Below are 18,915 nucleotides of genomic sequence, written 5' to 3' on the forward strand. Positions count from 1 at the left end.
TCAGCCCAGGGCCTTTGAACCGGTAGGGCAGGTGCCCAGACGCATCGCGGCATGGCGCACGGCGACCCGCAGCGGCCATCCGTGACTGAGTTCAGCCTGGATTACCTCCAGCTGGGAGGACGACCAACCCCGCAGCTCGAGATCACTGCGAATCTCTTGCCAGTCGCCCTCAGGGACAACGAGACGTCGCTTGGCCGACGGCTCAGGCCGCGTGTTGGGAACAAAACGCTTGGATTGACGACGGGTACGTGGGGCAGCCATCCGGGGCATCTCCAACAGCTCCAGATTCAATATGGCAAAAGCTGCCGCTGCTGCCATGGGGTCGATCCGCCATCCGAATCTGTGGCCCCCCTTCACCCAGATGGCCAGCGCAGCCAACTCCCAACGGGTGGTGTCTGGAGACGGTGCCCTGCTGATCCGTGAGCAAGGCGAGCCCCTGATCGATGCCATCAGCAGCTGGTGGGTCACCCTGCACGGCCATGCCCATCCGGTGTTGGCCAAGGCCATCGCCGATCAGGCCGCCCGCCTCGAGCAGGTGATTTTTGCCGACTTCACCCATGAGCCTGCTGAACAGCTGGCCGTACGTCTGAGCGGCCTCTGCGGCCTGCAACGGCTGTTCTTCTCCGACAACGGCTCTACTGCGGTGGAAGTGGCGCTCAAGATCGCCTGCCAGTGGTGGGCCAACCGGGGCCAACCGCGCTATCAGATCGTCGCCTTCGACGGGGCGTACCACGGCGACACCTTCGGAGCGATGGCCGTCGGCGAACGCAACCTGTTCAGCGCCCCCTTCGAAGACAAGCTCTTTCCCGTCGCCCGGGTTCCCTGGCCGGCCACCTGGTGGGACGACGATGCCGTGGAGGCCAAGGAATCGGCGGCACTCGAGGTGCTCGAGCGCGTGCTGGAGACACCGACAGCGGCGGTGATCCTCGAACCGCTGCTGCAGGGGGCCGGCGGCATGGCCATGGTGCGGCCCGAGTTTCTGAGGCAAGTGGAGGCACGCACCCGCCAGGCGGGAGCCCTGCTGATCGCCGATGAAGTGCTTACCGGCTTCGGACGCTGCGGCGACTGGTTCGCCAGCCGGCGAGCGGGCATCCGGCCGGATCTGATGGCCCTGTCCAAAGGCTTGACGGGGGGATGTCTGCCGATGGGCGTGACCATGGCCAGCGAAGCGGTGTTCGAAGCCTTCGTCGGTGACGACCCCTGCCTGACCCTCTGGCACGGCCACAGCTTCACGGCCAATCCGCTGGGCTGCGCCGCGGCCAACGCCAGCCTCGACCTGCTAGAGCGCAACCCCGCTGCCTTTCAACAGTTCGAACAACGGCATCGTCCTCATCTGGAGCGGTTGGCGCGCCATCGGAAGGTGCAACATCCCCGGCTGACGGGGACGGTGGCCGGCTTCGACCTCGTTGTGGAGGGGAGCTCGGGCTACCTCAACCCGGCGGGGCCGAAGCTGAAACGGCTGGCGATGGAGAACGGCGTCTTCCTCCGCCCCCTGGGCCGAGTGGTCTATCTGCTGCCACCGCTCTGCATCAGCGATGCCCAGCTGGAACGCTGCTATTCGGTGCTGGAACAGGCCCTCGATCAGCTCTGAAGCTGCTGGCCTCAGGGCCCCGCCTGAATCGCCGCCTCGACATCGGCCCTGGAGAGGCCATAGGGCAGCGAACACTGCACCATGGCCTCCAGGGAACCCGGGTGCCAGATCACTTTGAGGTCCTCCCGTTCCAGCAGCAACAACGCTCGCCATTCAGAACGCTCGAGCATCCACTGGGAGGGGTTGTCGTCCATGCGGACGGCACCCAGCTGCTGGAGCCAAGCCTCAAGCGCCGGGAGAGAGTGCTGATTCAGCGAGATGCTCTCCGGGGGCAGGGCGGCCATCAGGTTGCGAACGCACGGATGTGTTCTGAGTCTGCTCATCCGCCAGCCAACTCGGCGACACCTGCCAATCGCGGCCCTGGGCAAGCGCCACCCCCAACCCCAGCACCAGGCTGAGCAACAGCGCGATGCTCAACAGCACCAGCGAGAACCATTCCCCACCGGAGAGGGGCCTGCGTTGACCAATGCCCTGCCAGGCATCCGGGCGGGATTCACGCTGCAGTGGCGGGGGCGATGACGGCGACTGGGCGCCAAGACTGAGGGTTGCCTGGCTCTGGCGCAGCAGAACGTCGTAGGACTCCTTGAGCTGCTGAAACGCAATGCTGGCCTGCTCGGGCGGCAGTTGCGTGGTGTCGGGATGCAGGGCCTTGGACTGGCGTCGAAAGGCCTGGCGCAAGGTTTCTGCGTCAACCCCGGGACGCACGCCAAGCCGTTCGTGATGGCTGGGGCGGGCTTCGGACACAGGGGACGGCCGGTCCTTCATCCTAAGAAGAGTTGTTGCTGCAGCCATGGCCGCCACCGCGCCTGAACCGGCGTTCTGGGACGCCCTGGGATGGCAGCCATCGCAGGCGCAGCGCGACCAGCTGGTGGAGCTTCAGGGCCTGCTGCAGAGCTGGAATGAACGGGTCAACCTGACGCGCCTGGTGAACGGCGACGATTTCTGGATTGGTCAGGTCTTCGATAGCCTCTGGCCGCTGGCGGCGGAACTCCAGTCCGCAGACGAGCCGCAGCACTGGATTGATGTGGGAACCGGAGGAGGCTTCCCCGGCCTCGCCATCGCCATTGCCCTTCCCCAGGCACAGGTGACCCTGCTGGATTCCGTCGGACGCAAGACCGCCGCCGTGGAGGCCATGGCCGGAAGCCTGGGCCTTGCCGATCGGGTGCGGGTCCGCACCGAGCGGATCGAAACCACCGGGCGCGATCGCCACTTCCGCGGCAGCTTCGATCGCGCCGTTGCCCGGGCTGTGGCAGCAGCTCCCGTGGTGGCCGAATACCTGGTGCCCTTGCTGAAGAGCGACGGCCAAGCCCTGCTGTATCGGGGCCAGTGGACGGACAGCGATGCCGTGCCGTTCAACAGGGCCCTGCGGCTGCTTAAGGGCCATCTGATCGAGGTGCAGCACAGGCAACTGCCCGGTGATCGCGGCACGCGGCACCTGCTGCGGGTGCAAGCGAACGGCCCCTGCCCCCGCAGCTACCCAAGGGCCGTTGGAACACCCAGCCGGGATCCTCTGGGGAGCTAAGAGGAACGCTCAGACACTCGACAAGCGCATCTGGGATTCGCCCTTGAGCCGCTGCTTGAGGCTGCGCAGAATCTCTGGGATGCGCTCACGCCACGGGCTCTCCTGCAGGACGCTCTGCAGCTCTTCGACACTGACCTCCGCATCAAAGCCATCGGCATTGGCCCCGGCAAACCAGTGGCCGCCGGAGCCCAGCAACCCATAGCGGGCCTTGGCATAACTCTCGAGATCCCAGGCCTCCAGCAGGTTGTACAGCCAAAGCAACACCGGCAGGTTGATTTCCCCAGGCGTCGCATGCCAAGGCGGCAGCCCGACGGACCAGGTGGCCATCCAGTCACGACCTAATGCTTCATCGGCCGCCTGCCGAAGCCGCTGATCCACTGGAGCAACCAAGGACGCTGCCTCCGGCAGCAGGCGCAACGCCTCCAGGTGAAGCTCGAGATCCTCCGGCCGGGCCGCTCCCACGCTGATGGTGTGAACCCGCGGATCCTGGAGACAGAACAGGTCGTTGAAGACGATGGGATGCAGCGGTGCACAAAGCTCCAACAGCCGTTGGGATGGCGTGTGCAGATGGCCGCCCTTGTCCGTAGGACTTATTATGAAAACCCCCATGTCCTGACGGCGGGCCGCATCCAAGGCAGGGCCGTTGTCCTGGCGGATGTAATACCAGTGCAGATTCACGTAATCGAAGGCACCGGAGTCGCAGGCCTGTGCGATCAAAGCGGTGGGGCCATGGGTGGAGAAACCCACGTGACCAATACGGCCCTCCGCCTGCCAGCGGCGCACCACCTCCATGCAGCCCCCGGGTTGAAGGGTCTGCTCAAGATGCTCCGGCAGGTTGATGCCGTGCATGGCCAGTAAATCAAGGCGATCACAGCCCAACCGCTCAAAACTGAGCTCCAGTTCCGCCTCGAAGGTGTCGGCATCGGGCCGTGGAGGCACCTTGCTCTGCAGCAGACGGGAGGGATCGGGTGTGCGCGGCAGGGCCCAGCCCAGCTGACGTTCGGAGCTGCCGTAGTGCCGCGCCGTTTCCACATGGTGAAAGCCCAGATCCACCGCGCGCTTCAGGGTCGCCTCGAGCTGGGTCTGCGATGCAGACGTGATCTCATCAGCAGGAAGGTCGGTCCAGCTCTGCTGAAAGCGCATTCCCCCGAGAGACAACAGGGGGATCTCAAGCTCCGTGCGGCCGAATCGGCGGGTGGGAAGCGCCATCAACCCTGAGGACGGGGTTGCAGATTCTGGCGAATCAGGTTTTGCCGCAACGTTTCCAACGATTCAAAGGGAACCCAGTGAATGCAATCCACAGGACAGGTGTCGATGGCCTCCTGAATGCATTCGGTGGAGTCACCGTCCTGTCGGATGGCCCTTGAGCGTCCCAGATGCGGCTCCACAACAAAGGTGTTCGCAGCCACGTGAGCGCAATAGCGACAGCCGATGCAGACGGCTTCATCCACCCAGACAGCCTGATCGCGCATGTCTCCCCCGAGGAGGGGTTCCCTCCCGGTGGCCTGCTCCTGCGGGCGAGCGGGGGCGGAAAAGGCGTGAGATGAAGGATCAGCCAGGATTCAGGCGTCCCAGCGGGTCACCACGAGTTCGATCGAACCATCCTCGGTTTGGGTCTGCTCGGCGACCTGAAATCCTTCCTTGGTGGTGGCAGCCAGAACCGTATTCAGGGCGTAGCGCTGGGTGAGCTTAGAGAGAAAACGTTCCACAGGAATCTGCTGCTTCCACAGATCAAGGTCGGTGACCAGCTCATAGGACTCCGATGCGCTGTTCCAGCGGAAACCGATGTCACCACCGTCCTGTACTGCGATGGCCAGATCAGCGGTGACGGTCTGGCCGCGGTAGCCGCGCACGGGACGTTCACCCTGATCAGGGGCATAGCCCATGTCTTCCAGGGCTTTCACCAGAGGCTCCAGCTGACGCAGTTCGGTTTTGACGGTGCTGAAATGCGACATCAGTTCAAATGAGCGGGAAGAGACTGGGACTGGACCTCAGGCTGCAGAAACGCTTCGGATGTGGACTCCTGACGTTCAACCGTTCCTAGAGCAGCTTCCACTTCTTCAGTGAGCTGCTGGCACGCTTCACCAGCAACACCCTCGACCCGTTCTTCCACACGGCCGTCAGGCCGAATGGTGAAACGAATGGTCTTCTGAGGCATCGAAGAAGCGTGATTTGCGCAGCAATCTAGTGGGGGTCACCCCTGAATGTTGCGTTTGCCGTTACAAGAGCGGCGCTACAGGATGAAACCGTCGTTGATCAGAGCCTGGAGGCGTTCCAGCACCAGCGGATCCTCCAGCTGTTCGAGGGCAGTTCTGGCCTCATCGCGCACGGAGATCTCCCCGTCATGGAGCAGGGCACTCACCAGAGCTTCAACGATCTCGGCTTGCCGCGGCTGCACCAGCTGATCCATCAAACGGCCCAAAGCCCAGATGCAGTTGCTGCGCACCACCGCTTCACTGTCGATGCGCAGACTCACCAGCAATTGCCCCGCTGCGGGGTCGGCCTTGACCGGAGAACGGCTGCCGGCTTCCGCCAGGGATCCCGGACACCAGAGGCGCACCGCTGCGACATCCGTCTGCAGCGCCCGGATCAACGGATTGAGCACCGGAGCATCGGGGAAATTACCCAGGCTCCAGGCCGCAGCCTTGCGGACGTAGGCATTGGCATCGAGCTGCAGCAGCTGCAACAGCGGCTCAACAGCCGGCGGTGATGGATTGCGGCCCAAGGCGTAGACGGCACTCATCCGCTCCACCGGACAGGAGTTCTGGAGCAAGGGCAGCAGAAGGGCAATCGAACGGGGATCACGGTGTTCACAGAACACCTGCAGGCCCTGCAGCCGTTCTCCGTGGTTGCCACGCAACCAGACCAGGCCCTGGTCACAGGCCCGGGCAATCTCCAGGGAGGAATCCTGCTCGGCGTCATCGAGCTGGATCGCATCAAGCGGATCAACGTCGTCTTCCGCCGCCAGCTCACGCGCCAGCAGATCAGGATCCACAGAAAGGCTGGACAGCCCCTGGTCCTTCTGTTGGCTGCGGTCGTCAGTCATGCAGGGATGCTACGGGAGCCATTCCAGGACTCAACCCAGCGGGGCTGGAGCCAGCATGTCACCGGGAAGCCAGATGCGGGCACTCACAGCGAACAACGCCAGGGCAAACAGAAGAACAATCAGAGCCGGCAGAAGCGTGGAACGAAAAAACGACACCGGAACAGGCCAATCAAGGCGTCATTCTGCTCAAGAGGGCACGGCATCGACTCGCCGCCGCAGCTGCCAGATCGAGAGGATCAGCACCGACAGACCGATCCAGCCACTCCACTGTTGATGCAACAGGAAGCCTCCGGTGCCGAGCAGGCCGCCAAACAACACGCCACAGGCCAGCACGAAGCGCCGCAGCATGGCGGGCAACGACTCCATCGGCATGACGCCGAAGCGCTGGCGCAGGCGTGACCAACCGGGGCCCGGAGGACGCACCGTCCGCACAAACCGCTCCAAAACAGCATCCGATTCCGGCGGTGTGCTCAGCATCACCGTCAACCAGACCACAGCGGAGAGGCCAGTGATCACCGCAATGCGAACCCCGTAATCATCGATCCGAACCAGGGGCACCACCGAGGTGAACACCCCAACGAAAAAGCCGCAGAGCATCGCCGACAGCTCCGCGGCGGCATTCACACGCCACCAGAACCAGCGCAGCACCAGAACCACACCGGGGCCGGACCCGATCGCGATCACCAGCCGAAACACCGTGCCGATGCTGTCGCTGATCAAAGCGGTGATCACCCCAAGCACGAGCAGCAGAACCGTGGTGAGTTGTCCCACCAGCAACAGCTCCCGCGAACCGGCAGAGGGCCGAACAAAGCGCTGATAGAGGTCGTGGGTGAGGTAGCTGGCTCCCCAGTTCACCGAGGTGCTAACGGTGCTCATGAACGCCGCCACCAGAGAGATCACTACCAGGCCGAGCGCCACCGGGGGCAGCAGTTGCACGGCCAAAGCGGGATAGCCGAGCTCAAAATCAGCGCCAGCTGGCAACAGCACCAGGGCCGCCAACGCGACCACGATCCAGAGCCAGCTGCGCACGAGGTAATTCACCACCAGAAACACCCAACCCGCCAGCCGCGCCTGCTGCTCATCGCGGGTGGCCAGCATGCGCTGGATGAACTCGCCACCCCCATCGCTGCGGCGGAAACTCCACCACTGCACAGCGATGTAGGCCGTGAACATCGGGATGCTGATGCCACTGCCCTGCAACCAGTGGAAGCCCGCGTCATCCCAGGTCCAGGGCACCAGGGACAGCAGCTCCGGCCGTTGCAGCGCCTGCAGTTGCTCCAACAGCGCTGTCATCCCTCCTGCGGCATGGAGGGCAGCCGCAGCCACGGCCAGGGCACCCGCCAACGCCAGCACAAGCTGGACCAGATCGGTGACCACGACGGCCCAGAGCCCACCGGCCACGGTGTAACTCATAACAAGCAGAGCCACGACCATCAGGAGCCAGACCGTGTCCGTCAGTCCCAGTGCTGCGGGTTGACCCGACACCAGCCCCAGCGCTTCCACCACCTTGCGGAGGGCGAGAAAGGCATAGCCGATGCCGATGCAGTTCACCGGCACGGCCAGCAGGAAAGCCTTGATGCCGCGCAACCAAGCCGCCGCCGCTCCGCCATAGCGCAGCTCGGTGAAGGCGGCGTCGGTGAGCACACCACTGCGGCGCCAAAGGGGTGCGAAGACAACGGCCATGGCCACGTGGGCCAAACCAAAGCTCCACCACTCCCAGTTGCCCGCCAGGCCGCGGGCACCCACCAGGCCGGCGACGTAAAGCGGCGTATCGATGGAGAAGGTGGTGGCCGCCATCGAGGCGCCGGCCAACCAGCCGTTCAGACGACGGCCAGCCACGAAATAATCCGCCTCGCCGCTGTTGCGGCGGGCCAGCCACAACCCCAACACCAGGGTGAGAACGAGGTAAGCAGCGAGAAGCAGCCAATCGATCGCTGTCATGCGCAGAACCTGTTCCTGAGCAGTCTGCTGAGGAACAGAGCATCAGCCCACCCGTCAACTACCGGATGAATTGGGGGCCATCTGCTGACGCCGGAGCTGACCGCAAGCTGCATTTTGATCGAGCCCCCGGCTGGCCCTGAGGCTCACGGCAACTCCGCGCCGCTCCAACACACGACGAAACGCCTCGATCCGCTGCGGCGTTGGTCGTTTGAACTCCTCCTCCTCAATCGGGTTGTAGGCGATCAGGTTCACGTGGCTCTGGAAACCACCAACGCGATCCGCCAGCTCTGCGGCGTGCTCGGGCTGATCGTTGAGTTCACCAAGCAGGATGTACTCAAAACTCACCCGCCGACCGGTCACATCCAGATAGTGACGGCAATCCTCGAGCAAAGCCTCATAGGGGTAGGCATGGGCTGTGGGAATCAGCTCCTCGCGCAGCCGCTGGTTGGGGGCATGGAGGCTCACCGCCAGGGTGAACTGGGCGCGGCCCAACCGCTGCATGGCCAGTTCCGCGAGTTGCGGCAAGGTTTTCGGAACACCCACCGTGCTGACGGTGATGCGGCGCTGGCCGATGCCGAGATCATCATTGAGGCAGCGGATCGCCTCCAGCACAGCGCTGCTGTTGAGCAAGGGCTCGCCCATGCCCATGAACACGATGTGGGAAGGACGACGGTCCATCGTCTCACGCACACTCAGCACCTGATCCACGATTTCGTGGGTCTGAAGTGAACGCTGCAACCCCCCTTTGCCGGTGGCACAGAAGCGGCAAGCCATGGGACAACCCACCTGGCTGGACACACAGACGGTGAGGCGTTGGTCGGTGGGAATCCCGACCGTTTCGATGGTTTCGCCGTCCTCGGTGGAGAGCAGCAATTTGGTGGTGGCATCCGTGGCCACCGAACGATGCACTTCCTTCAGCCGGCCCACATCAATGCCGCTCTCCAACAAAGCGGCACGCCAGGTCTTGGGAAAGACCGTGATGTCGGCCAGGGATCGAGCCCCCTTGGCATAGATCCAGTCATGCAGCTGACGGCCGCGGAACGGCTTTTGCCCCTGGGCGACGGCCCAGTCCTGCAGCTCGACCGCGCTGCGACCCAGCAGAGCCTGGGTCACCAGATCAGCAGACCATGGCCAAGCTTGATCTCCACCGCCATCAAGGCGATGAAGCCAAGCATGGCCAGACGTCCATTCAGCCGCTCGGTATGGGTGTGGAACCCATATTTGGGCAGGCGTCTCTTGGGGATCTCAGTGGGCTCAAGCATGGAAGGGGCTGCAATGGTGAACGATTGAGCGGAGCTCATTCGTCAGAGAGCAGGCCCTCTTCCTGAAGACCCTCAACGGCTTCAGCATCGACCACCTGCTCTTCCTTCAGCTCATTGTCGGCGTCCGGACGGGTGAACGCGGCGAAATTACTCGCCGAGGGGTCGATGTTGTGGCGGGTGCGGGTGGCCTCGAGATCGGCGTCACTGGGGTCATCCAGCACCGCACTGGCGCTGGCCGCAGGGGGCATGTCGACGGTGTAGTCGGGACGCAGGTTCTGCATGCGGCGGTAGCCGGCCGGGTCCTCCGAAAGGATGTCGGGGTGGGGGCCAGCCTCCTTCTGCAGCTCTTCTTCGAAGCCGCTGAAGCCGGTACCTGCAGGAATCAGGCGACCGATGATCACGTTCTCCTTGAGACCACGCAGCCAGTCGCTCTTGCCCTCGATGGCGGCTTCTGTAAGCACCCGGGTCGTCTCCTGGAAGGAGGCGGCGGAGATAAAGCTGTCGGTGTTGAGCGACGCCTTGGTGATACCCAACAACACCGGGGTGAACTCGGCGGGAGCGCCACCGGTGATCGCCATGGCCTGGTTGGTGTCTTCCACCTGACGCAGTTCGATCAGCTCACCCGGCAACAGGGTGGTGTCGCCGGCATCTTCGACCCGCACCTTGCTGGTCATCTGACGGACGATCACCTCGATGTGCTTGTCGTCAATCGAGACGCCCTGGGACTTGTAGACGTTCTGAACCTCAGTCACCAGACGATGCTGCAGGTTGGCGATCGCCTCCTGGGCGGCCTCCATCAGAGGCTTGCGGCTGCGCAGATCTTCGAAGTAGCACTCGAGCAACTCGTGGGGGTTGATCGGGCCATCGGTCAGCAGTTCACCAGCGGTGACCTGTTGGCCGTCGCTCACCATGATGTTGCGGCCGAGCAAGATCGGATATTCGCCGATGGCGTCATCGGATTCGATCACGTTGACGGCGAGGGACTCGTCATCTTCACCCTGCTTGATCTCTACGGTGCCGGGCTTCTTGCAGAGAATCGCGGATTCACGGGGGCGACGGGCCTCCAGCAATTCCTCGATTCGGGGCAGACCCTGAACGATGTCACCGGTCTTCTGGCGTTCGAACACCAGCAGGGCCAGGCCATCACCGCGCTGCACCAGATCTCCATCACGCACATGCAGGACGGAGTCGGGCGACACCATGTAGGGACGTCCCAGACGCAGGGTGACGCTGTTGCCGCTGACGGCCTCGATCTCACCACAGCAGGTGGCGGTTTCGCCGTCGGCAAGGGCATCGCCATCGACAATCCGCTGACCGACGCTCACCACCGGCTTGCCGGAGGTGCTCAGGGTGGTGGTGTCTTCGGGGCGTTCCACGATCATCCGACGCACCGGGTCGGCTTCCGTGGCCTCAGGCAACTGCGCCAGACCGGCCTGCTTGCAGAGGATCTGCGTGGTGGCGACGACATCGCCAGCCTTCACAGACACACCATCTTCGACCTGCAGCTCGGTGTGGGTTGAGCCGTGGCTGGAGTCGGACATTGTGTCGCGACGCACCAGGATCGACTCGAGGATCACAAGGCGCAGACGGGAAATAGTCTTGGCCCGCTTGTCGGGAGCCTTCTCCACATCCACCGTCATCTGCGGGGTGGTGTCGAAGGTCTCAAGCAGCAGCTGGGTCTTGAGCAGCTCCACCCCTTCAACAGACTTGATCAGTTCGTTGTCCTTGAACGCCAGACGCTGGGTGGCCTTGATGCCGAGGTGAGGGCCATTGGCCTGCTTCACATGGGACAGCTCAGGCAGCTGGGCCTCGTTGGGAATGGTGTACTCCTCAACCGGACGCAGCAGCAGACCCTTGCCTTCGGGGGTCTCGACCGTCTGCACGTACTTCATCGTGTCAACGGACAGCCCCTTGGCGATGTCTTCGCCGGGGTTGACCATCTGACCATCACCCTCGAAACGCTCCAGCGCCTTGGCATCGGTGCAGAGGTGGAACTCACCACTGCGGACGATGATTTCGCGCAGGATGTCGTTCTTCTGGGTGACGGTGACGATGCCCGCGGTCTGGCTGAAGATGTCTTTGACAACCTCGGTGCCGGCCTCGATCCACTGACCGTCGGTGATCATCAACAGAGAGATGTCCTTGTTGATTTCGTGGGTCTCCTGGGGGATCCACAGCAGGGTGCCGCCCTTGTTGACCTCGTAACCGTTCTTGGCGGAACGGGCCTTCTTGATCGCCAGCCCAGGGGCGAACTTCACCAGACCACCGGTGCCGGTGCGGAAGCGGTCATCCGCCAGTTCAGCGATGACCTCACCGGAACCGATCTTGCTGCCGGGGATGGTGTTGAGGCGGTAACGGGTGCCGTCTTTGGCCTCGAGGTTCCAGATCTCACCAGAGTGGGTGGACTCCTCCAGAAGTTTGAAGTCCTTGAGGGTCATCGCCGTGGTGACGATCTGGACCTCTCGGGAATCACCGATGGAGTCGCGCAGGCGCACTTCACCGCCGTACTCACTCCGCTGGCTGGCTTCGGCCAGCACCTGACCCTCAGTGACCTGGGTCTCGCTACCGACCACGGGCTGAGCGTTGGGCGGCAGGTTGTAGACGTCGCCGGAAAGCACCCACATCCGGCCAAGACGCTGGGCCTTCAGGGTGATGTTGCCCTGGCGGTCGGTGACCTCACGGGGCTGGATCGCCTCCTCGTAACGCACCTGGCCAGCCAGGTCGCAGATCACGTCCTTGGTGGCCTTCTCCACACTCTTCTTGACCGCACCAGCGGCGATCTGCGCCACCGTGACGTCGGCATCGATGTCAGCACCGTTGTCGACGAACAGCAGGGAGCCGTTGGTGATCTCGATTTTCTGGGCCTTGCCCTTGCCGGACGGCTTGATCGTGAGGTTGAAATCAACCTCAGCCTGTTGGGCGTTCACACCGTGGGGGGTGCGGTAGGGACGCACCCGCGCCTTGCTGCCGAACTCGACGGTGCCCGCCACCTTGGAGCGAACCACACCGGTCTCAGCGGTGGACACACCACCGGTGTGGAAGGTCCGCATGGTGAGCTGGGTTCCGGGCTCACCGATCGACTGGGCCGCGATGATGCCGACGGCTTCACCCAGGTCGACCAGTTCGTTGTGGGCCAGTGCCCAGCCGTAGCACTTGCGGCAGACGGAACGGTTGGCTTCACAGGTGAGCGGCGAACGCACACTCACGGCCTTGACGCCAGCAGCCTCGAAGGACTTGGACAGAGGCGGATCAATTTCGGTGTCGCGCTCAGCCAGCACTTCGCCATCTGCATTCACCACCTGGGCGGCGGTCAGGCGACCCACAAGCCGACTGCCAAATTTGCCGTCCTCAGCGTCGACCACGATGTGGCGGGTCGTGCCGCAGTCGTCCTCACGGACGATCACATCCTGAGCAACGTCCACCAGACGACGGGTGAGGTAACCGGAGTCGGCGGTGCGCAGCGCCGTATCCACCAGACCCTTCCGGGCGCCGTAGGAGGAGATGACGTACTCGGTGACCGTCAGACCCTCACGGAAGTTGGTGCGGATCGGAAGGTCAATGATTTCACCCTGCGGGTTGGCCATCAGGCCGCGCATGCCCACCAGCTGACGCACCTGGGACATGTTTCCCCGGGCGCCGGAGTTGGCCATCATCCACACCGAGTTCAGTGGTGCGTTCTCGTCAAAGTTCTTTTTGACGGCATCAACCAGACGCTCGTTGGTCTCGGTCCAGGTGTCGATGACCTTGGTGTGACGCTCCACCTCGGTGATTTCACCCAGGCGATAGCGCTCTTCGGTGGCCGTGATCTGTTCCTCGGCCTGGCCCAGCAGATCTTTCTTCGCCTCAGGCACCTTGAGGTCGTCAACGGAGATCGACACAGCCGCCTGGGTGGCGTACTTGAAGCCAAGATCCTTGAGGTTGTCGGCCATGGCCGACGTCACCGCCGTGCCGTGGTTCTTGTAGGACCAGGCGACGAGCTGCTTGAGGGCCCGCTTGTCGATGACCTGGTTGCGGAACGGGGGTGGGGTCTTCGAGAGCGGACGCGATGCGCTCACGGGAGCCTCTTTGGCGGCCTTGGAGGCCTTGCTGGATTTGGGCTTGCGGGATTTCGAGGACGAGGTCATGGCTGCGCGCGGATCAGGAGTTAAGGAGGAAGGACGTCTGGCTTGATTCAGGCGGCGGCCACCGCGTCGATGATCGTGTGATTCATCACCACGCGGCCCACAGTGGTGAGGATGTAGCGGCTTATCAGGGCACCGTCTTCATCGAAACGGTCGCGGCGGTAGTTCCACTCTTCGATGCGCGTGCCATCGCTGAGGGATTCGCTCTTGCTGGGCGCATCCAGCTCTTCATCGTCCTGAACTTCACCGTTGAAGCGGACCCACACCCAGTCGTGCAGACCGATCCGGTTGTCTTCGAAGGCGTGGATGACATCCTCCAGACCCGCGAACGTGCAGCTGCGATCGCCGAAGTCGGGCTTGGAGACACCGGGTTGAAGCGCCGTCAGGTAGTAGGAGCCCAGCACCATGTCCTGGGATGGGGTGATGATCGGCTCACCGGTCGCAGGCGACAGGATGTTGTTGCTAGCCAGCATCAGCATGCGGGCCTCGGTCTGCGCCTCGATGGCCAGGGGCACGTGAACGGCCATCTGGTCACCGTCAAAGTCAGCGTTGAAGGCTGGGCAGACGAGGGGGTGCAGCTGAATGGCACGGCCATCCACCAGCTTGGGTTCGAAGGCCTGAATGCCGAGACGGTGCAGGGTTGGAGCACGGTTCAGCAGGATCGGATGGCCGTCGATCACCTCTTGCAGCACCTGCATCACTTCATCGTCGGCCCGCTGAATCAGCTTCTTGGCCGCCTTGATGTTGTTAACGATGTTCTGGCGGATCAGGCGGTGGATCACGAAGGGCTGGAACAGCTCGATCGCCATCTCCTTGGGCAGACCGCACTGGTGCATCTTCAGCTTCGGACCCACCACGATCACGGAACGACCGGAATAGTCGACCCGCTTACCCAGGAGGTTCTGACGGAAGCGGCCCTGCTTGCCTTCAATGATGTCGCTCAGTGACTTGAGCGGACGGTTGTTGGCACCCACGACGGTGCGACCGCGACGGCCGTTGTCGATCAGGGCATCGACGGCCTCCTGCAGCATCCGCTTCTCGTTGCGGACGATAATTTCAGGGGCCAGGATTTCCTGGAGCCTTGCCAGACGGTTGTTGCGGTTGATCACCCGCCTGTAGAGATCGTTGAGATCGCTGGTGGCGAAGCGACCACCATCGAGCTGCACCATCGGGCGCAGATCGGGCGGAATCACCGGGATCACATCCAGCACCATCCACTCGGGACGAGCGTTGGTGGCGATGAAGTTGTCGATCACGCGCAGACGCTTGATCAACTTGGCGCGCTTCTGACCCTTGCTGCCGTTGATCTCCTCACGCAGCTGCTCAGCCACTTCATCGAGGGTGAGGTCTTCCAGCAATTGCTTGAGGGCCTCAGCACCGATGCCCACGACGGGCTCGTTCTCGATCTCGGAATCTTCGGCGTAGATCTCGTCTTCAATTTCCAGCCACTCGTCTTCAGTGAGCAGCTGCTTGTACTTCAGGTCCTTGTGGTCGCCGGGATCCAGCACCACGTAGCAGTTGAAGTAAACGATCTGCTCCACATCCCGCAGGGGCATGTCCAGCAAGATGGCCACGTAGCTGGGGATCCCCTTCAGGTACCAGACGTGGGAGACGGGGGCCGCCAGCTTGATGAAGCCCATGCGGTGACGACGCACGCGGCTCTCGGTGACCTCCACACCGCAGCGTTCACAAACGATGCCCCGGTGACGCACCCGCTTGTACTTGCCGCAGTGGCATTCCCAGTCTTTGGACGGGCCAAAGATCTTTTCGCAGAACAGCCCGTCCATCTCGGGCTTGAGGGTGCGGTAGTTGATGGTCTCCGGCTTGGTGACCTCACCGACCACCTGGCCGTTGGGCAGGGTGCGCTGTCCCCACTCCATCACCCGATCGGGTGAGGCGAGGGTGATCTTGACGTAATCGAAGTGGTTCTCGGTGCGGAGGTTGCTGTTGGTCATTGACGGTTAAGGAAGAAGGAGCGGGGAATCGGTTCGTTCGTTGATCCGTCAGTCCTCGTCGTAATCCGCGACGCCGAGGGATTCGTAGGTGGGCCTGCTGGGGGTGCTGCGACGTGGGTTCACGTCCTGCATCAGATCCACTTCCTTGCCTTCGTCGGTGTAGACGGCGATGTCCAGACCCAGGGACTGAAGCTCGCGCATCAGCACCTTGAAGGATTCCGGTGTACCCGGGCGGGGAATCGGCTTGCCCTTGACGATGGCATTGAGGGCCTCGTTGCGGCCCTGCATGTCGTCGGACTTGACCGTGAGCAGTTCCTGCAGGGTGTATGCGGCGCCATAGGCCTCGAGGGCCCACACCTCCATCTCACCCAGACGCTGACCACCTTGCTGCGCTTTACCGCCCAGGGGCTGCTGGGTGACCAGGGAGTAGGGGCCGGTGGAACGGGCGTGAATCTTGTCGTCCACCAGGTGAACCAGCTTGAGGAAGTGGGAGTAACCCACGGCCACGGGCTGATCGAAGGGCAGACCAGTGCGGCCATCCCTCAGCTGCAGCTTGCCGGGATCCTCAGGGTCGTACACCCAACCCTTGCCGGGCTGCTTGGCGGCTTCCTTGAGGAAGGTCTCGACGGTCTGCTGGGACTTCTCAGCACCGTGCATCTCATCGAAGGGAACGATGCGCACGCGGCAATCCAGGTTGGACGCGGCCCAACCCATCAGCAGCTCGAACACCTGACCCACATTCATCCGGCTCGGCACACCCAGAGGGTTGAGCACGATGTCGACCGGGGTGCCGTCGGGCAGATAGGGCATGTCCTCCCGAGGAAGGATGCGGCTGATGATGCCCTTGTTGCCGTGGCGGCCAGCCATCTTGTCTCCGACCTGGATCTTGCGGCGCTGGGCCACATACACCCGCACCACCATGTTGGCGCCGGGGGGCAGCTCATCACCCTGTTCACGGGTGTAGATGCGCACATCCACAACGCGGCCACGCTCGGTGCCGGGCACCCGCAGGGAGTTGTCGCGCACGTCGCGCGCCTTCTCACCGAAGATCGCGCGCAGCAGCTTCTCTTCCGGCGGCTGATCGGATTCACCCTTGGGCGTCACCTTGCCCACGAGGATGTCGCCGCTTTCAACGAAAGCGCCCACGCGGATGATGCCCATCTCGTCGAGGTTGCCCAGGCTTTCCTCAGCGACGTTGGGAATTTCGCGGGTGATCTCCTCAGGTCCGAGCTTGGTCTGACGCGCTTCGATCTCGTACTTCTCGATGTGAACCGAGGTGTAGAGGTCGTCGGTGACCAGACGCTCGCTGACCAGCAGCGCGTCCTCGTAGTTGTAACCCTCCCAGGGCATGCAAGCGATCAGAACGTTCTGACCCAGGGCGATCTCACCGCCTTCACAGGCGGAACCATCCGCCATCACCTGGCCGACGATCACCGGATCGCCGCAGCGGACGATCGGGCGCTGGTTCAGGCAGGTGTCCTGGTTGGAGCGCTGATACTTCTGCAGGAAGTGGGTGTGGTCGTTGCCGTCCTCGTCCTGAACAACGATGGCGTTGGCATCCACATAGGTCACGGTGCCATTCACCCGGGAAATAGGCACCATGCCGGAGTCGCGGGCCACCTGGGTTTCCAGGCCGGTTCCCACCAGGGCACGCTCAGGACGCAGCAACGGCACAGCCTGACGCTGCATGTTGGAGCCCATCAGGGCGCGGTTGGCGTCGTCGTGCTCCAGGAAGGGGATCAGGGACGTTGCCACGGAGATCACCTGCACCGGTGAAAGGGCGACGTAGTCGACCTGCTCAGGGGGGACCTTTTCGAAGTCCTGGCGGTAACGCACAGGAATCAGATCCGCCGAGATCCGGCCGTCGTCCTCGGTGGCCACATCACCAGGGGCGACGCGTACTTCGTCTTCCCGGTCGGCAGACAGGTAGATCGGATCGCCATCCTTCAGAACGACACCGTTCTCCACCTTCCAGAACGGCGTTTCGATGAAGCCGTACTCGTTGACCCGGGCGTGGGTGGCCAGGGAGTTGATCAGACCGGCGTTGGGGCCTTCCGGCGTCTCAATCGGGCAGAGACGGCCGTAGTGGGAGGGATGAATGTCGCGGACGGCGAAGCCGGCACGCTCACGGGTGAGACCGCCGGGTCCAAGGGCCGAGATGCGGCGCTTGTGGGTGAGCTCAGCCAGAGGGTTGGTCTGGTCCATGAACTGGCTCAGCTGGCTGGAGCCGAAGAACTCCTTGATCGCCGCCACCAGGGGCTTGGGGTTCACCAACTGGGCCGGGGTCAGCGAATCGGTTTCGCCGACGGTCATCCGTTCCTTGATGATCCGCTCAAGACGGTTCAGACCCACCCGAACCTGGTTCTGCAGGAGTTCTCCCACGGAACGCACGCGGCGGTTGCCGAGGTGATCGATGTCGTCGAGGCTGGCGCCGCCGACATCCAGTTCCAGGTTGATCAGGTAATCGAGGGTGGAGAGCACATCCTCATGGGTGAGGGTGCGCACGGTGTCGGGGATGGTGAGGCGCAGCTTCTTGTTGATCTTGTAGCGGCCGACCCGACCGAGGTCGTAGCGCTTGGGATCGAAGAAACGGGTCTGCAGCAGCTGCTGACCGCCACTCACTGAGGGGGGTTCACCCGGACGGAGTTTTTTGTAGAGCTCAAGCAGCGCTTGGTCTTCCGAGCTGATGCCCTCGTCGTTGGCTGCATCAATCGACTTCTTGTAGAACTCGGGGTGACGCAGCTTGTCGAGCACGTCGTTGTCAGACAGACCCATGGCACGCATGAGCACGTGCGCGTTGATCTTGCGGGTCTTGTCCACACGAACGTGGAGCAGGTCGTTCTTATCTGTCTCAAACTTCAGCCAGGCACCCCGGTTGGGGATGACGCTGGCGTTGTAGGTGCGCCGGCCGTTTTTGTCCATTTCATCCTTGAAATAGACACCGGGGCTGCGCACGATCTGGTTCACGATCACGCGCTCAGCGCCGTTGATGATGAAGGTGCCGCGCTCGGTCATCAGCGGCAGTTCGCCGATGAAGACCTCCTGCTCCTTGATCTCACCGGTCTCCTTGTTGACCAGGCGGCAGGTCACATACATCTGTGACGCGAAGGTCGCATCACGGCGCTTGGCCTCTTCCACATCGTGGCGGGGGCGCTTCAGGCGGTACTCGCTACCGATGAAGTGCAGCTCCAGCTTGCCGGTGTAATCCGTGATCGGAGAGAAGCTTTCCAGCTCCTCGATCAGACCTTGATCCAAAAACCACTTAAAGCTGGCCCGCTGCACCTCCACCAGATCAGGGAGGTAGGTGGCGGTCTTGGCGACCTGAATCGCGCTGCTGCTCATGCGGGGACCGGCAGAGAGGACGAAGGGACTGGGGAGGACTGGATTGGCGGCAGAAGCTCACCTGACAGGACGACTCGACACAACAGCGTCACCGACGGTTTCCAGGACGGAACCGACAGCGCCGCTGCTGCTGTT

General features: G+C 63.0%; 17 protein-coding genes. 2 read left to right on the plus strand and 15 right to left on the minus strand.

The genetic code is table 11. The features are described 5' to 3' along the window. Window positions 1-261 carry a hypothetical protein gene (locus DXY03_RS08365; protein WP_244272368.1) on the minus strand — a complete coding sequence of 87 codons (261 nt, stop codon included), beginning with the start codon at window positions 259-261 and terminating at the stop codon, window positions 1-3. A 31-nt stretch (window positions 262-292) separates the two neighbouring features. Here DXY03_RS08365 and bioA point away from each other — a divergent pair, with 31 nt between their 5' ends. Then, window positions 293-1,591 (plus strand): adenosylmethionine--8-amino-7-oxononanoate transaminase, encoded by a 1,299-nt coding sequence (gene bioA / locus DXY03_RS08370; protein WP_115010024.1) that lies wholly within the window; start codon window positions 293-295, stop codon window positions 1,589-1,591. Window positions 1,592-1,602: 11 nt separating this feature from the next. Here the strand turns inward: bioA and DXY03_RS08375 are convergent, their stop codons facing one another. Next, a complete protein-coding gene (locus DXY03_RS08375) occupies window positions 1,603-1,875 on the minus strand; it encodes a DUF3143 domain-containing protein (RefSeq protein ID WP_244272369.1) in 273 nt (90 codons plus the stop codon). Then, a complete protein-coding gene (locus tag DXY03_RS08380; protein WP_115010026.1) occupies window positions 1,817-2,356 on the minus strand; it encodes a J domain-containing protein in 540 nt (179 codons plus the stop codon). The genes DXY03_RS08375 and DXY03_RS08380 overlap by 59 nt, the downstream gene beginning before the upstream one ends. Before the next feature lie 25 nt (window positions 2,357-2,381). Here DXY03_RS08380 and rsmG point away from each other — a divergent pair, with 25 nt between their 5' ends. After that, window positions 2,382-3,113 carry a 16S rRNA (guanine(527)-N(7))-methyltransferase RsmG gene (rsmG, locus tag DXY03_RS08385; protein ID WP_115010027.1) on the plus strand — a complete coding sequence of 244 codons (732 nt, stop codon included), beginning with the start codon at window positions 2,382-2,384 and terminating at the stop codon, window positions 3,111-3,113. Between the two features lie 9 nt (window positions 3,114-3,122). Here rsmG and DXY03_RS08390 read toward each other — a convergent pair whose 3' ends face one another. The 12 genes from DXY03_RS08390 to rpoB all read right to left on the minus strand — a co-directional run bounded on the left by DXY03_RS08390 (window position 3,123) and on the right by rpoB (window position 18,780). Further along, window positions 3,123-4,322 (minus strand): aldo/keto reductase, encoded by a 1,200-nt coding sequence (locus DXY03_RS08390; RefSeq protein ID WP_115010028.1) that lies wholly within the window; start codon window positions 4,320-4,322, stop codon window positions 3,123-3,125. Beyond that, window positions 4,322-4,672 carry a ferredoxin gene (locus tag DXY03_RS08395; RefSeq protein WP_244272378.1) on the minus strand — a complete coding sequence of 117 codons (351 nt, stop codon included), beginning with the start codon at window positions 4,670-4,672 and terminating at the stop codon, window positions 4,322-4,324. Before DXY03_RS08395 ends, DXY03_RS08390 begins: the two co-directional genes overlap by 1 nt. A gap of 3 nt (window positions 4,673-4,675) precedes the next feature. After that, window positions 4,676-5,068, minus strand: a complete 393-nt coding sequence (locus DXY03_RS08400; protein ID WP_011365007.1) for a DUF1257 domain-containing protein — start codon at window positions 5,066-5,068, stop codon at window positions 4,676-4,678. Beyond that, the gene (locus DXY03_RS08405) at window positions 5,068-5,271 is read right to left on the minus strand and encodes a DUF2997 domain-containing protein (protein ID WP_115010030.1); all 204 of its coding nucleotides are present in this window, start codon (window positions 5,269-5,271) and stop codon (window positions 5,068-5,070) included. The genes DXY03_RS08400 and DXY03_RS08405 overlap by 1 nt, the downstream gene beginning before the upstream one ends. A 75-nt stretch (window positions 5,272-5,346) precedes the next feature. After that, window positions 5,347-6,159, minus strand: a complete 813-nt coding sequence (locus DXY03_RS08410; protein ID WP_115010031.1) for a HEAT repeat domain-containing protein — start codon at window positions 6,157-6,159, stop codon at window positions 5,347-5,349. 30 nt (window positions 6,160-6,189) lie between these two features. Beyond that, complete coding sequence (locus DXY03_RS12760) at window positions 6,190-6,315, minus strand: hypothetical protein (protein ID WP_255487747.1); 126 nt, start codon at window positions 6,313-6,315, stop codon at window positions 6,190-6,192. A gap of 30 nt (window positions 6,316-6,345) precedes the next feature. Beyond that, the gene (locus DXY03_RS08415) at window positions 6,346-8,100 is read right to left on the minus strand and encodes a sodium:solute symporter family protein (RefSeq protein WP_115010032.1); all 1,755 of its coding nucleotides are present in this window, start codon (window positions 8,098-8,100) and stop codon (window positions 6,346-6,348) included. Window positions 8,101-8,154: 54 nt separating this feature from the next. Continuing rightward, on the minus strand, window positions 8,155-9,213 hold the full coding sequence (rlmN, locus tag DXY03_RS08420; RefSeq protein ID WP_115010033.1) for a 23S rRNA (adenine(2503)-C(2))-methyltransferase RlmN: 1,059 nt from the start codon (window positions 9,211-9,213) through the stop codon (window positions 8,155-8,157). Further along, window positions 9,210-9,362, minus strand: a complete 153-nt coding sequence (locus tag DXY03_RS08425) for a hypothetical protein (RefSeq protein ID WP_006850847.1) — start codon at window positions 9,360-9,362, stop codon at window positions 9,210-9,212. The genes rlmN and DXY03_RS08425 overlap by 4 nt, the downstream gene beginning before the upstream one ends. Window positions 9,363-9,397: 35 nt before the next feature. Continuing rightward, window positions 9,398-13,486, minus strand: a complete 4,089-nt coding sequence (locus DXY03_RS08430; protein ID WP_115010034.1) for a DNA-directed RNA polymerase subunit beta' — start codon at window positions 13,484-13,486, stop codon at window positions 9,398-9,400. 47 nt (window positions 13,487-13,533) lie between these two features. Beyond that, window positions 13,534-15,438, minus strand: coding sequence for a DNA-directed RNA polymerase subunit gamma (locus DXY03_RS08435; protein WP_115010035.1), 1,905 nt, complete (start codon window positions 15,436-15,438; stop codon window positions 13,534-13,536). Window positions 15,439-15,486: 48 nt separating this feature from the next. Beyond that, window positions 15,487-18,780, minus strand: coding sequence for a DNA-directed RNA polymerase subunit beta (rpoB, locus tag DXY03_RS08440; RefSeq protein WP_115010036.1), 3,294 nt, complete (start codon window positions 18,778-18,780; stop codon window positions 15,487-15,489). Window positions 18,781-18,915 lie beyond the last annotated feature (135 nt).

The sequence above is a fragment of the Synechococcus sp. N5 genome (assembly GCF_900473925.1).
GTDB lineage: Bacteria > Cyanobacteriota > Cyanobacteriia > PCC-6307 > Cyanobiaceae > Parasynechococcus.

What these genes read in the sequence shown, in the direction of transcription:
- DXY03_RS08365 (WP_244272368.1), bottom strand. Translation starts at nt 261, where the DNA reads ATGGCTGCCCCACGTACCCGTCGTCAATCCAAGCGTTTTGTTCCCAAC.
- bioA (WP_115010024.1), top strand. Translation starts at nt 293, where the DNA reads ATGGCAAAAGCTGCCGCTGCTGCCATGGGGTCGATCCGCCATCCGAAT.
- DXY03_RS08375 (WP_244272369.1), bottom strand. Translation starts at nt 1,875, where the DNA reads ATGGCCGCCCTGCCCCCGGAGAGCATCTCGCTGAATCAGCACTCTCTC.
- DXY03_RS08380 (WP_115010026.1), bottom strand. Translation starts at nt 2,356, where the DNA reads ATGAAGGACCGGCCGTCCCCTGTGTCCGAAGCCCGCCCCAGCCATCAC.
- rsmG (WP_115010027.1), top strand. Translation starts at nt 2,382, where the DNA reads ATGGCCGCCACCGCGCCTGAACCGGCGTTCTGGGACGCCCTGGGATGG.
- DXY03_RS08390 (WP_115010028.1), bottom strand. Translation starts at nt 4,322, where the DNA reads ATGGCGCTTCCCACCCGCCGATTCGGCCGCACGGAGCTTGAGATCCCC.
- DXY03_RS08400 (WP_011365007.1), bottom strand. Translation starts at nt 5,068, where the DNA reads ATGTCGCATTTCAGCACCGTCAAAACCGAACTGCGTCAGCTGGAGCCT.
- DXY03_RS08405 (WP_115010030.1), bottom strand. Translation starts at nt 5,271, where the DNA reads ATGCCTCAGAAGACCATTCGTTTCACCATTCGGCCTGACGGCCGTGTG.
- DXY03_RS08410 (WP_115010031.1), bottom strand. Translation starts at nt 6,159, where the DNA reads ATGACTGACGACCGCAGCCAACAGAAGGACCAGGGGCTGTCCAGCCTT.
- DXY03_RS08415 (WP_115010032.1), bottom strand. Translation starts at nt 8,100, where the DNA reads ATGACAGCGATCGATTGGCTGCTTCTCGCTGCTTACCTCGTTCTCACC.
- DXY03_RS08425 (WP_006850847.1), bottom strand. Translation starts at nt 9,362, where the DNA reads ATGCTTGAGCCCACTGAGATCCCCAAGAGACGCCTGCCCAAATATGGG.
- DXY03_RS08430 (WP_115010034.1), bottom strand. Translation starts at nt 13,486, where the DNA reads ATGACCTCGTCCTCGAAATCCCGCAAGCCCAAATCCAGCAAGGCCTCC.
- DXY03_RS08435 (WP_115010035.1), bottom strand. Translation starts at nt 15,438, where the DNA reads ATGACCAACAGCAACCTCCGCACCGAGAACCACTTCGATTACGTCAAG.
- rpoB (WP_115010036.1), bottom strand. Translation starts at nt 18,780, where the DNA reads ATGAGCAGCAGCGCGATTCAGGTCGCCAAGACCGCCACCTACCTCCCT.